Raw genomic sequence first — 12,603 nt, forward strand, 5'->3', positions numbered from 1 at the left:
TCGGGGGCCGGCACTGCAGTTAGAAAACGCCCAGGACGATCGCTCCGACCAGCGCCATGGCCGCATAGGCGGCGACGATGCTCAGCTGACTGACAAATGCTGTCATGGCTTGCCTCCGGCTTGGTGGTTGCCGCACCGGGCAACGCCGGGCCGCGCTTATCGTTCCCCTGAAAGGCGGGCAGGCTGCCTCATTTCCGCCTCCGCTCTGCCGCCGGAGCGCCGCACCAGAAAGAGCGGGACTGCGTCTCTGCGCGGGAAAATGCCGGTGTTGAAGAGTCATTAAAACATTTAGCTCAATTTGCCCGAATGACGCGCGGAGTTCGTTTGTATCTCGTCGGCTCCTTCGTCCTTGTCTCTCTGGCAGGTTGCGGGCGTGGTTTGTTTCAAACCGAGCAGCGCGAGCCCTGGCGAGCCGAGGCCGAAGTCGCATGTCTGAAGTCGGGCGCCGTGCGCGAGAGCGCTGGCTTGGTCCGCATCGAGCCGATCTCCGGTCCGGGCGTCTGCGGCGCAGAATTCCCGCTGAAAGTCGCCGCGCTCGGCGAATCCAGCAGCACGATAGGTTTCGCGGATGAGACGCTGCGGCCGCCAGGGGCGATCGCGGGCGGTCCGTCGCGCTGGCCGGTGCAACAATCGCCGTCGCAGCCGATGGTGCGTGCGACCAGCCAGTATCCGAACTCCTATCCGCAATCGGCTCCGCCGCCGCAGCAACCGTATGGCAGCGGCTATAACGGCAACTATGCCAATGCGCCCGCGAGTAACGGACCGATCTCTCTGAACGCACCCGGCGTTCATGAGGCCGAAGACGATATCAACCTGCCTGCCGAAGGCTCGCCAGAGCAAAGCATGCAGCAGGCGATGCCGCGCAATCCGCCGCCGCAAACGCGCGCGCCTTACGGTCGCTATAGCTCCGGCCCTGCATTGACCCAGCCGCAGCAAGACTACGCACAGCCGCGTCTCGGACCAGGCGCAGGCAATGTTACCGGTTCGGCTGGTCCGGTCGAGCTGAAGCCGACGGCGACTCTCGCTTGTCCGATCGTATCGCAGCTCGACAAGTGGCTCGCAGAAGTCGTGCAGCCCGCGGCGATGCGCTGGTTTGGCCAGCGCGTGGTGTCGATCCGCCAGATTTCCGCCTATTCATGCCGTGGCATGAACGGCAATTCGCGTGCGCATATTTCCGAACACGCTTTCGGCAATGCGCTGGATATTGCAGCCTTTACTTTCGCCGACGGCCGCAACATGTCGGTCAAGAACGGCTGGAAGGGGCTGCCGGAAGAGCAGGGCTTTTTGCGCGACGTGCAGGGTGGTGCCTGCCAGTATTTTACGACCGTGCTGGCGCCGGGCTCCAACATCTATCACTACGATCATATCCATGTGGATCTGATGCGTCGGCCGAAGCGCCCGTCGATCTGCAAGCCGGCGGCGGTGTCGGGCGAAGAGATTGCGTCGCGCGCGATGAGCCGCAGTTACGCCGGCCGTGGTGATGACGGTCCGACCGGTTCGATCAAAAAGTCGGCCAACAGAAACAGCCGCACGACGCCGGATGACGAGGATTTCTACGAGAACGAATAAGCGTCAGTTGCGATAGGCGGCGAGGAACATGCGTACCGCGCTGTTCACCACCTTGTCGATTTCCGCATTGGTCGGAGATGGCTTTGCCTGGAAGATGAAGGGCTGAAACAATGTCGCCTGGCACGACATCATGAACTGTGCGGCCGCCAGCTCCGTATCCTCGATCTTCAATTCCCCCGCTTTGACACGGGCATCGAGATAGCCGGCAAACTGCCGGATCGAGTGGGCAAGCACTGCCTCGTAGAAGCGCTTGCCAATATCCGGCATGCGCTCGGCAATCGCCATCACCGTACGGATCGCCGAGCCGCCGCCAGGACGGCAGAGCAGCTGGATATAAGCCCTGCCGAATTCAGTAAGCGTCGTCTCAGCATCCCGGCCGGGATCGAAACTCAAGACGGCCTTGCCCTGCTCAAGCTTTTCCTGCTCGACGATGGATTCGAACAGGGCGCTTTTATCGGTGAAATAGACGTAGAGCGTGCCCTTCGAGACACCGGCCGCGCGCGCGATCTCGCCCATGCTGGCGCCATCAAAGCCCAGAGTCATGAAGACCTTACGCGCACCGTCGAGGATCTGCCGGCGCTTGGCGCTGTCTTCTTCGCCGACCGCGGCGAGGGGAGCATGGGAGGGCGTAACCATTGTTCAGCCTGTTGGGACGAACCACCGCGACCGGTCGGCCTGGATGGCAATAGCTCAAAATCACGATGGAATGATCATTCTTGTATCTTGACCGAACCGTTCGGTCAATGTACATCATGCCGCACCAGGCGGGAACCGGCGTGTTTCCGCGCGATCATTTCAGGAGGCCGGAATGGCCGGACCACGCGACCAGGCTGCACGTATCGTTCGCGACGATTCCGAGGACGAGGCTGTCTCGGCACGTGTGGTGCCGCTGGAGGAGCCCGCAACACGCGGTCCCGCAGACGCGCCAGACAAGCCGGCAGGTGCTCCAGCGGCGGCGCCCGCCGCAGCCAAGCCTGCAGCGCCTCAGTCGCCGCGCAAGAAGCGCATCCTTATGGGCGTCGGTGCGCTCGCAGCGATCGCCGCTGTCTATTATGGCGTGAACTACTATCTGGTCGGCCGTTTCATTGTCTCCACGGACGATGCCTATGTGCGCGCCAACAATTCGACGCTTGGCGCCCGTGTCTCAGGCCACATCGCGCAGATCGTGCCCGGCGACAATACGCTGGTGAAGGCCGGGCAGGTGCTCTTCAAGATCGACGATGGCGACTACAAGATCGCCGTCGATGCGGCGCGGCGCAAGATCGATACCCAGAAAGCTACCATCGAGCGCATCGGCCGCCAGGTCACGGCGCAGGAAAGCGCCGTCGAGCAGGCGCAGGCTCAACTTGCTTCGGCCGATGCCGCGGCCAATCGTGCGCAGCTCGAATTCGATCGCCAGGAAACGCTGAGCAAGCAGGGCTTCGCTTCGCGCTCCGTCTATGAGACCTCGCAGTCGAACCGCGACCAGACCGCGGCGTCCGTCAAGGCCGCCAAGGCAGCGGTGGATTCGGCCAGGAGCACGGTCGATGTCACCAAGGCACAGCAGGCCGAAGCGCGCGCGCAGCTGCAGGAGCTGGAAAGCTCCCTGGACAAAGCCCGGCGTGACCTCGCTTTCACTGACGTGAAGGCGCCGGTGGACGGCATCTTCTCCAACCGGATGGTCAATCTCGGCGACTTCATCACCACCGGTCAGCGTCTCGCCAATATCGTGCCGCTCGACGACGTCTATATCGATGCAAATTTCAAGGAGACGCAGTTGCGCCGCCTGCAGCCGGGACAGCCCGTGTCGGTTCAGCTCGATGCCGATACCAGTCGCGTCATCGATGGCACGGTGGAGAGCCTGTCGCCCGCGGCGGGTCAGGTGTTCACACTGCTGCCGCCGGACAACGCGACCGGTAACTTCACCAAGATCGTGCAGCGCGTTCCGGTGCGCGTCCGCGTGCCTGCCGATGTCGCCAGGCAGAACGTTTTGCGCGCGGGCATGTCGGTCTATGTCCGCATCAATACCAAGCCGGGCGCTGCGGCTGCGCAGTGAAACTGAGTGAACTTGCTCTGGACGCGCTGCAGCGTGCAGCGCCGCTGCGCAGAGCCGGGATCACCGCGAACGCTGTCGCCTGATGTGGCCCCGGCTTTGCGGCGCATCACGCCGATGTCGGCGCGCTGCGCAGCGTCCGGGACGCGGGAAGTGTATTCGGTCGGTCACTAACTAACGGACCACGTAAATGTCGACGACCACCACCATGTCAGGGGCATCGCCGGCCGCGCCAGCGGATGATCGGATTGCGCCGAAGCGCCTGGTCGCGTTCCTGATCATGGTGTTCGGCATGTTCATGTCGATCCTCGACATTCAGATCGTCTCGGCATCGCTGTCGGACATTCAGGCCGGCCTGTCGGCATCGTCGAATGAAGTCTCCTGGGTCCAGACCGCCTATCTGATCGCGGAAGTGATCGCGATTCCGCTCTCAGGATTCCTGTCGCGCGCGCTCGGTACGCGCCTCTTGTTCGCCATCTCGGCAGCGGGTTTCACCTTTGCCAGCCTGATGTGCGGTTTCACCTCGTCCATCGAGCAGATGATCCTGTGGCGCGCGGTGCAGGGCTTTCTTGGCGCAGGCATGATCCCGACGGTGTTTGCTTCGGCCTATACCGTGTTTCCACGCTCGAAGTTTCACATCGTCGCGCCGATCATCGGTCTTGTCGCAACGCTTGCGCCGACCATTGGGCCGACCGTTGGCGGCTACATCACCGATGCGATGTCATGGCATTGGCTGTTCTTCATCAATGTCGTGCCGGGTATCGGCATCACTATCGGCGTGCTGGCGTTGGTGGATTTCGACGAGCCGCATTTCGAACTGCTCGAACATTTTGACTGGTGGGGTCTCGGTTTCATGGCCGGCTTCCTTGGTTCGCTCGAATATGTGCTGGAAGAAGGGCCGCGCAATGACTGGTTTGAGGATGAGGCCATTGCGCTGTTTGCAGTGATCTGCGCGCTTTCGGCCGTCGCCTTCTTCTGGCGCGTGTTGACCGCGAAAGTGCCGATCGTCGATCTGCGCGCCTTCACCAATCGCAATTTCGCGCTTGGCTCGACCTTCTCCTTCTGTATCGGTATCGGTCTCTACGGCCTGACCTATATCTATCCGCTCTATCTCGCCCAGGTGCGTGGCTATAGCGCGCTGATGATCGGTGAGACGATGTTCGTGTCGGGCGTCGCGATGTTCCTGATGGCGCCCGTCGTCGGCCGCCTGATGACCAAGGTCGACCTGCGCATCCTGATCGGCTCGGGTCTCGTGCTATTCGCGTCGGGAACCTGGCTGATGACGTCGATCACCCGCGATTACGATTTCTACGAGCTGCTCGTTCCGCAGATTCTGCGCGGTATGGGCATGATGCTGGCGATGGTGCCGATCAACAATATCGCGCTCGGCACGCTGACGCCGGAGATGCTGAAGAACGCGTCCGGCCTGTTCAACCTGACACGCAATCTCGGCGGTGCGCTCGGTCTTGCGCTCATCAACACCGTGCTCGATCACCGCACCGACTTTCACATCTCCCGTCTTCACGACAAGGTGACATGGGGCAATGCCCAAGCGGTCGAAACGCTCAACATGCTCACGCAAAAATTCCAGGGCATGGGTGACGCCTCGCGCATGGCGCTGAAGCAGCTCTCGCAGATCACTCATCGTCAGGCTGTGGTGATGAGCTTTGGAGATGCGTTCTTCCTGTTGTCCTGCTTCTATCTCGGGCTCAGTCTGATGGTGCTGATGCTCGACAAGCCCGGTAATCCGGCGGCCGGCGGCGGCGGGCACTAACGAAAGCGCCATCGCCGGCAAGGCGGTTGTCATCGGAATCCGCGCGCGGTGTGTTGCCAAGCCGGATCACCTTATCTATAAAACGCCTATCCATTGCTCGAACCTGAGGGAGAGTCTGCATGAAGTCGATTTATCTGCTCTCCGGAATTTCCGGTTCGGTGCGTATGCGCGGGTTTGTGCGGACTCACTGAGTTCCGTTTCCGTCGCTGCAGACCGGATGTGTTTCGGTCAAATCCAATTCCACTGATCATTCAATTGTTTATGACGCGGAGATGCGGCTTGGCCGTCGCGCGTCAACCATGGAGCCGGTTGCGCAGGGGCGTGACCGGATGACGTCATGACTCTCAAAGATAAAAACCGCCCCGCGGCCATCCGCGTCGTCATTCCCTTTGTGCTGAGACACTGGTTCAAGCAGCCGGGGCGAACGGCAACCGTTGCTGTCGGCCTGCTCGGCGCGACGGTGGCCGATCTGCTCATGCCGCTGTTTTCGGGCCAATTGGTGGATGCCGTCACGAAAGGCGGCAGCGATCCGGCTGCGCGTCAGGCTGCATTCGTCGCTTTCGGCGCCATTGTTGCTCTCGGCCTGGCATCGCTGTTGCTGCGCCAGCTCGGTATCCACGCGATCGTGCCGTTCACGCTGCGGATCATGTCCGATCTGTCGCGCGATGCTTTTGCGCGCGTGCAGCGCTTTTCCACGGATTGGCATGCCAATAATTTTGCCGGTTCGACCGTGCGCAAAATCACGCGCGGCATGTGGGCCGTCGATCTTCTCAACGACACGCTCCTAGGGGCGCTGCTGCCGTCGCTGGTGGTGCTGCTGGGGTCCGTGTTGCTGCTTGGTCTGCATTGGCCGCTGCTTGGGGCCGTCATTGCTGTCGGAGCCTTCGTTTATATCGCGATGACCGTGTGGTTTTCCACGCGCTATATCGCGCCGGCCGCGCGTGTCTCCAATGCGTGGGACACCAAGGTCGGGGGCACGCTTGCGGACTCCGTGACTTGCAATGCGGTGGTGAAGTCGTTCGGCGCGGAGGCGCGTGAAGATGCGCGGCTCGGGCAAGTGGTCGGCCGGTGGCGCGCGCGTGTGCGGCGGACATGGCTGCGTTACAACTACACCAGCACGGCTCAACTGGCCGTATTGCTGTGTGTTCGCGCATCGGTGATCGGCGGCGCACTGTGGCTGTGGCTCGATGGCCGAGCCAGCGCCGGCGATATCACCTATGTGCTGACGAGCTATGTCGTCATCCATGGCTATCTGCGCGATGTCGGCATGCACATCAACAACCTGCAGCGTTCGGTCAACGACATGGATGAGCTGGTCGCGATTCATGACGAGACCATCGGTGTCGTCGATGCCGTCGGAGCGAAGCCGATCACCGTCGATGGAGGGCATATCAAGTTTGATAATGTCACTTTTCTTTATGGCGGCCACATCACGCCGCTGTATCGCGGGCTGTCTGTCGATATCCGCGCGGGAGAGCGAGTCGGTCTCGTCGGCCGCTCCGGTTCGGGCAAGACCACCTTCGTGAAGTTGATCCAGCGGCTGTACGATGTCTCGGACGGGCGCATCGTTATCGACGGCCAGGATATTGCAGGTGTAACGCAGGAATCGCTGCGCAGTCAGATCGCGATCGTGCAGCAGGAGCCGATCCTGTTTCACCGCTCGCTGGCCGATAACATCGCTTATGCCCGGCCCGGTGCAAGCATGGCGGAGATCGAGCGCGCGGCGCGGCTGGCCAATGCGCATGACTTCATCGAGCGGCTGCCCAAAGCCTATGGGACGCTGGTCGGTGAGCGCGGCATCAAACTGTCAGGCGGCGAACGGCAGCGCGTGGCGCTGGCGCGCGCCTTCCTGGCGGATGCGCCGGTGTTGATTCTGGACGAGGCGACCGCAAGCCTCGACTCGGAGTCCGAGGCGCTGATCCAGGAGGCGATGGAGCGGCTGATGAAAGGCCGCACGTCGATCGTGATCGCACACAGGCTCTCGACGGTGCGCAGTCTCGACCGCATCCTGGTGTTCGATCGCGGCGCGATTGCGGAAGAGGGGACGCACGACGCATTGGCGAAGCGGCCGGGGGGCATCTATCGCGGCCTGTTCGAGCGTCAAGTGCTCGAATTCGATCGCACGCTGGCGGCCGAGTGAGGACGTTATTGGGTGATCCGAGATCGCCCTGAAACTGGCGAGGGGCTCGGCGGTGTTGCGCCGGGCCCCTCGTTGTTCAGTATCAGCCGGCCTGTAAGCCGGGTTCTGTAAGGCATCGCAGCTTGCGCGGCGATACGTGACGGCCATTCTTCTGGGACCGCACTCGCATGCGGCCTCAAGCAACCTACCCGGACGGCGGGTTTGACATCACCCTGCAGTGTTATCGTTCGCGAACGAACTTACTGCGACGCCGTCCCTATTCGGTTTTGCTCCCGGTGGGGTTTACCTTGCCGTCTCCGTTGCCGGATCCGCGGTGCGCTCTTACCGCACCTTTTCACCCTTGCTGCCCCGCCCGAAAGTGGGGAGCGGTTCTTTCTCTGTGGCACTTTCCCTGGGGTCGCCCCCGCCGGATGTTATCCGGCACCGTATGTCATTGGAGCCCGGACTTTCCTCCCCCGCAGCCTTTCGACCCTAGCGGGAGCGGCCGTCCGGCCGACTGACGGGGAAGCCATGAGGGCTTACGTGTCGCGCGTCAAGTCGTGTCAACTCGCCGTCGGGGCGGTATCGCGCGACAAGCTCGCCAGCAGCGCCTGCAGCGTTTCCAAAGTCGATCGATCGGCGACACCATCGACACGCTCCGGCCGGAAATGGCGCTGGAAGGCCGTGACGACTTCCGCGGTGGAGGTGTCGTAGACCCCGCTGACCTCGATACCGTAGCCATAGAGGGCGAGGGCCTGTTGCAACGCCTTTACCTCGTCGCCATCCGCGCCTGTGCGCAGGCCTTCGCCCGGCACGATCGGTGCCGGATGCACCCAGTGGCCGACGCCCGAACTGGCGAGCAGATGCCACGGGAATTTTTCGCCCGGATCCTTCTTGCGCGCCGGCGCCACGTCGGAATGGCCAAGCACCCGATGGGTCGGTATTTCGCGGCGCAGCAGGATCCCCCGGCACAGTGCCGTGACGGCTGCAATTTGCCGGGCAGGATAATCCGGATAGCCCCAATCGTGGCCGCGATTGATGATCTCGATGCCGATGGAGCGGGAATTGATGTCATCCTCACCGGCCCAGAACGACGAACCGGCATGCCAGGCGCGCTTCGACTCCTGCACCGTCTGCACGATGCGTCCGTCCTCCAGCACGATGTAGTGCGCCGAAACGTCGGTTCCGTCGCTGCAGAGGCGCGTAATCGCGCCTTCGGCATCGGGCATGCCGGTATAATGCAGCACGATCATATCAGGCACGAGTCCCTTGTTCCGGTCGCCGTAGTTCGGTGACGGGATTACATCCGATACGACGGAGGAGTCCGGCGTGAAGGTCGGAAGATCTGCGACCCCTTTCGGGATCGGCAGGGGGCGCTGGCGTCTGGTCTCGGGTCCGGACAATCTCTTTCACACTCCATAAGGTTCGGCACGACATGGCGACCGCAAGGGGAAGGACACTATTCAGATCGGCACCCGATTGCGCAACGATCACGAATTGGTTTTGCCCTTTTATTTCATGGCTCTATGCGCGATGGGTCAGCACTACGATAGAACCGCTGCAGACGAATTGAGTCGTTTCGTGATCGCACCATCAACGGATTCTTAACGCTAAGCATCGTTACTGAAAGGTGACGTGCCGAACTCATTTGGGGGCGGCCAGAGTTCCATTCGACACGCGTTCCCATGGCAAATTCCTATCATCCATGCGGACAAAGGGTTACCGCGTCGGACTACGCGCGTGACCGGTCGAACCGGTTCGATTTTTGCGCGACGCAGCGGCCTGGCCGCGCGGCGTGCCGGCATTTGAGGCGCCATGGGCCGCTCGGAGTCCGGATTGGTCGGGAGCCTCGTAAGGAAGGAACGGAGTTCGTTGCCCGTTCGCGTGCGCGTATGAGTGATACCCGACATATCTCCGTGCTCGGTCCTGAGGCCGTCGAGATGCTGTCGCCGCGCGCCGGTGGTGTTTATGTGGACGCGACCTTCGGCGCGGGTGGTTATTCGCGCATGATCCTCGCGGCCGAGGGCACGCGCGTGATCGCAATCGATCGCGACAGTACCGCGATCACTGGTGGGGCCGATCTGGTGGCGTCCTCCGCCGGTCGTCTCACGCTGGTCGAGGATCGCTTCTCCAATCTCGCCGATGTCTGCGTCGCGCACGGGATGCCGCTGGTGGATGGCGTCGTGATGGATGTCGGCGTGTCGTCGATGCAGCTCGATCAGGCCGAGCGCGGCTTTTCGTTCCGCTTTGACGGGCCGCTCGACATGCGTATGAGCCAGCATGGGCCAAGCGCGGCCGATGTGGTCGCCAAGGCGTCCGAGGCCGATCTGGCCAACATCATCTATATCTTCGGCGAAGAGCGTCATTCGCGCGCCGTCGCCCGCGCCATTGTCGCGGCGCGCAAGGAAGCCGAGATCACGACGACGAAACAACTCGTCGAGATCGTTTCCAAGGTCGTATGGGCGAAGCCGGGCGAGATCCATCCGGCAACGCGTACGTTTCAGGCGCTGCGGATCTTCGTCAACGAAGAGCTGGATGAATTGCACACCGCGCTTGCTGCTGCGGAGCAGGTGCTGAAGCCAGGCGGCCGTCTTTCGGTGGTCTCTTTCCATTCGCTGGAAGACCGCATTGTCAAGACGTTCATCGCCGAGCGCAGCAAGACTGGCGGTGGCTCGCGTCATCTGCCGGAGGTCGCGCAAGCGACGCCGCGCTTCAAGATTGTCAACAAGCGTCCGATCGTCGCCAGCGATGACGAAACGAAAGCCAACCCGCGCGCGCGGTCCGCCAAGCTGCGCGGTGCCGAACGCACCGATGCGCAGGCACAGGACGCCAGTCCGTTGCCGGGGTGGCCGACGCTGGCTTCCGTGATGCGGGGAGGCTGACGCATGCGGATCATCCATCTCCTCGTCATTGCGGTTCTCGTGTTCGCTGCGGCCTATGTCTATCGGATCAAGATGGAATCCACCGTACGGACCGAGAAGGTGCTGCGTCTGCATGCCGATATTCGCGAACAGCGCGATGCCATCGCCTTGCTGCGCTCGGAATGGGCCAAGCTGGACGCACCGACGCGTCTACAGGGGCTCGCCGAGCGTCACCTCAAACTGCAGCCGATGACGGCGCAGCAGTTCGACAGCCTGAAGAACCTTCCCGATCGCCCGCCGAGCTTCGCCCGGCCGGGCACGCCCGATCCGATCGGCGCCATGCTCAACAGCATCGATCCGGATGTCGTCGTGACCGGATCGGTATCTGAAAAGGCGCAGGACAAGGTGGATGGGCCGGAGGATCGGCAATGACCGCACAGCCCTCCGCTAACCCCAACACGTCAGTCGGGCGCCCGCCGGAGCCATGGCGGCAACGCCTGATCCGTACGCTGCTCTATGGGAAAAACACCGATCGTGCGGCCAAGGCGCGGGCGCGTGTCGGTCTCGCCATGCTCGCATTCGGCGGCATTTACGGCATCATCGCCGTGCGCCTCGTCGTGTTCGCCGTCAACGGCGATACGCATGCGGAGCGCCGAGCCTCGCGCGACGCCATCGCCACCGCGCGCCCCGATATTCTCGATCGCAACGGCGCGATCCTCGCTACCGATGTGAAGTCGCCATCGCTGTTTGGCGAGCCCCGCCGCATCATCGACAAGGACGAGGCGGTTGAACTACTGACCGGCGCCTTGCCCGATCTCGATAGTTCCGAAGTGCGCGATCGTCTCGGCAGCCGCAAGGGCTTTGCGTGGCTAAAGCGCGATATCACCCCGCAGCAACAGCGCGACATCCATCGTCTCGGTATTCCCGGCATCGGTTTTCTGCGTGAGAACAAGCGCGTCTATCCGAACGGATCGACGGTGTCGCATCTGATTGGTCTGACCAATATCGACAACCAGGGTATCGCCGGTATCGAAAAGTGGCTCGACAATAACGGTCTCGCCGATCTGCATCGCGCCGGGTTCGCGTCGGATCGCATGCAGAAGCCAGTCGAACTCGCGCTCGATGTGCGTGTCGAACACGCGCTGCGCGACGAATTGCTCAAGGCGAAGGCTAAATTCAGCGCCAAGGCGGCATCGGGCCTCGTCTCCAATATTCGCACCGGCGAGATCGTCGCCATGGTGTCGCTGCCCGATTTCGATCCGAACAATCCGAAGGAAGTGCACGATCCGGACCGCATCAACCGCCTGACGACCGGCGTGTATGAAATGGGCTCGACTTTCAAGACGTTGACCCTTGCGATGGCGCTCGATAGCGGCAAGGTCAATCTCAACACCATGTTCGATGCGCGATATCCGCTCAGCTACGGCAAGTTCAAGATTCACGACACCCACCCGGTGCCGCGTCCGATCTCGCTCGCCGAAGTCTTCACTTATTCGTCGAATGTCGGCGCTGCGAAGATCGCGCTCGGCCAGGGTGTCGAAGCGCACAAGGCGTTTCTGAAGAAGGTCGGCCAGCTTGATCGCCTGCGCACTGAATTGCCGGAAAGCGCGATGCCCATCGTCCCGAAGCGCTGGGGCGATCTCAATACCATTACCATTTCCTTCGGTCACGGCATCGCGGTGGCGCCGCTGCAAGCGGTCATGGCGGTGAATGCGATGGTCAATGGCGGCAATCTCATTCCGCCGACCTTCATGAAGCGCTCCGAGGAAGAGGCGCTGGCGGTCGCAAAACGCGTCATCAAGAAGGACACCAGCGACAAGGTCCGTTATCTGATGCGTCTGAATGCCGAGGTCGGTTCGGCGCGTCAGGCGGAAGCGCGGGCGAAGGGCTACTATCTCGGCGGTAAGACGGGTACCTCGGAAAAGGTCGTCAATGGCCGCTATTCCAAGAAGCAGGTGTTGAACTCCTTCACCGCCGTGCTGCCGATGGATAATCCGCAATATCAGGTGCTGGTGATGCTGGATGAGCCGAAGGCGCTCCCGGAGACACATGGCTTCATCACGTCGGGCTGGAATGCGGTGCCGACCGGCGGCAACGTGATCGCCCGCATTGCGCCGCTGCTGGGCCTGGAACCGCGCTTCGATCTGGCGCCGTCCGACCGCCTTATTCTTGCGACATCAAAGGTCACTCAGTAACGCCATCCGCGCTTTACAGCGGAGGCAAAATGCGGTTTGCGTCACGCTACGGA

Annotated in this window: 9 protein-coding genes and 1 other RNA gene; 7 read left to right on the forward strand and 3 right to left on the reverse strand. The window is 62.1% G+C overall.

Features of this window, described 5'->3' with window-relative positions:
- Window positions 1-306: 306 nt before the first annotated feature.
- Window positions 307-1,569 (forward strand): extensin-like domain-containing protein, encoded by a 1,263-nt coding sequence (locus tag E0H22_RS08695; RefSeq protein WP_233025262.1) that lies wholly within the window; start codon window positions 307-309, stop codon window positions 1,567-1,569.
- A gap of 3 nt (window positions 1,570-1,572) precedes the next feature.
- On the opposite strand, the gene E0H22_RS08700 is transcribed toward E0H22_RS08695, so the two are convergent.
- Entirely contained in the window at window positions 1,573-2,205 is a 633-nt protein-coding gene (locus E0H22_RS08700; protein WP_233025263.1) for a TetR/AcrR family transcriptional regulator, read from the reverse strand.
- A 172-nt stretch (window positions 2,206-2,377) separates the two neighbouring features.
- Between E0H22_RS08700 and E0H22_RS08705 the strand changes: the two genes are divergently transcribed.
- From E0H22_RS08705 to E0H22_RS08715, 3 genes are all read left to right on the forward strand, one after another.
- Entirely contained in the window at window positions 2,378-3,604 is a 1,227-nt protein-coding gene (locus E0H22_RS08705; RefSeq protein WP_233025264.1) for an HlyD family secretion protein, read from the forward strand.
- A gap of 187 nt (window positions 3,605-3,791) precedes the next feature.
- Window positions 3,792-5,375, forward strand: a complete 1,584-nt coding sequence (locus E0H22_RS08710; protein WP_233025265.1) for a DHA2 family efflux MFS transporter permease subunit — start codon at window positions 3,792-3,794, stop codon at window positions 5,373-5,375.
- A 337-nt stretch (window positions 5,376-5,712) separates the two neighbouring features.
- Complete coding sequence (locus E0H22_RS08715) at window positions 5,713-7,515, forward strand: ABC transporter ATP-binding protein (RefSeq protein ID WP_233025266.1); 1,803 nt, start codon at window positions 5,713-5,715, stop codon at window positions 7,513-7,515.
- Window positions 7,516-7,593: 78 nt separating this feature from the next.
- Here E0H22_RS08715 and rnpB read toward each other — a convergent pair.
- Window positions 7,594-8,015, reverse strand: an RNA gene (gene rnpB / locus E0H22_RS08720) — RNase P RNA component class A.
- Window positions 8,016-8,057: 42 nt separating this feature from the next.
- The gene (locus E0H22_RS08725; protein WP_233025267.1) at window positions 8,058-8,897 is read right to left on the reverse strand and encodes an N-acetylmuramoyl-L-alanine amidase; all 840 of its coding nucleotides are present in this window, start codon (window positions 8,895-8,897) and stop codon (window positions 8,058-8,060) included.
- Window positions 8,898-9,386: 489 nt separating this feature from the next.
- Between E0H22_RS08725 and rsmH the strand changes: the two genes are divergently transcribed.
- Genes rsmH through E0H22_RS08740 form a run of 3 tightly spaced genes read left to right on the forward strand, consistent with a single transcriptional unit; the run spans window position 9,387 to window position 12,550 of the window.
- Entirely contained in the window at window positions 9,387-10,376 is a 990-nt protein-coding gene (gene rsmH / locus E0H22_RS08730) for a 16S rRNA (cytosine(1402)-N(4))-methyltransferase RsmH (protein WP_233025268.1), read from the forward strand.
- Between the two features lie 3 nt (window positions 10,377-10,379).
- Entirely contained in the window at window positions 10,380-10,787 is a 408-nt protein-coding gene (ftsL, locus tag E0H22_RS08735) for a cell division protein FtsL (protein WP_233025269.1), read from the forward strand.
- Window positions 10,784-12,550, forward strand: a complete 1,767-nt coding sequence (locus E0H22_RS08740; RefSeq protein WP_233025270.1) for a peptidoglycan D,D-transpeptidase FtsI family protein — start codon at window positions 10,784-10,786, stop codon at window positions 12,548-12,550. Before ftsL ends, E0H22_RS08740 begins: the two co-directional genes overlap by 4 nt.
- The last annotated feature ends 53 nt before the right edge of the window (window positions 12,551-12,603 follow it).

The organism is Rhodopseudomonas boonkerdii (genome assembly GCF_021184025.1).
Taxonomy (GTDB): Bacteria; Pseudomonadota; Alphaproteobacteria; order Rhizobiales; family Xanthobacteraceae; genus Tardiphaga; species Tardiphaga boonkerdii.

What these genes read in the sequence shown, in the direction of transcription:
- E0H22_RS08695 (WP_233025262.1), top strand. Translation starts at nt 307, where the DNA reads ATGACGCGCGGAGTTCGTTTGTATCTCGTCGGCTCCTTCGTCCTTGTC.
- E0H22_RS08700 (WP_233025263.1), bottom strand. Translation starts at nt 2,205, where the DNA reads ATGGTTACGCCCTCCCATGCTCCCCTCGCCGCGGTCGGCGAAGAAGAC.
- E0H22_RS08705 (WP_233025264.1), top strand. Translation starts at nt 2,378, where the DNA reads ATGGCCGGACCACGCGACCAGGCTGCACGTATCGTTCGCGACGATTCC.
- E0H22_RS08710 (WP_233025265.1), top strand. Translation starts at nt 3,792, where the DNA reads ATGTCGACGACCACCACCATGTCAGGGGCATCGCCGGCCGCGCCAGCG.
- E0H22_RS08715 (WP_233025266.1), top strand. Translation starts at nt 5,713, where the DNA reads ATGACTCTCAAAGATAAAAACCGCCCCGCGGCCATCCGCGTCGTCATT.
- rsmH (WP_233025268.1), top strand. Translation starts at nt 9,387, where the DNA reads ATGAGTGATACCCGACATATCTCCGTGCTCGGTCCTGAGGCCGTCGAG.
- ftsL (WP_233025269.1), top strand. Translation starts at nt 10,380, where the DNA reads ATGCGGATCATCCATCTCCTCGTCATTGCGGTTCTCGTGTTCGCTGCG.
- E0H22_RS08740 (WP_233025270.1), top strand. Translation starts at nt 10,784, where the DNA reads ATGACCGCACAGCCCTCCGCTAACCCCAACACGTCAGTCGGGCGCCCG.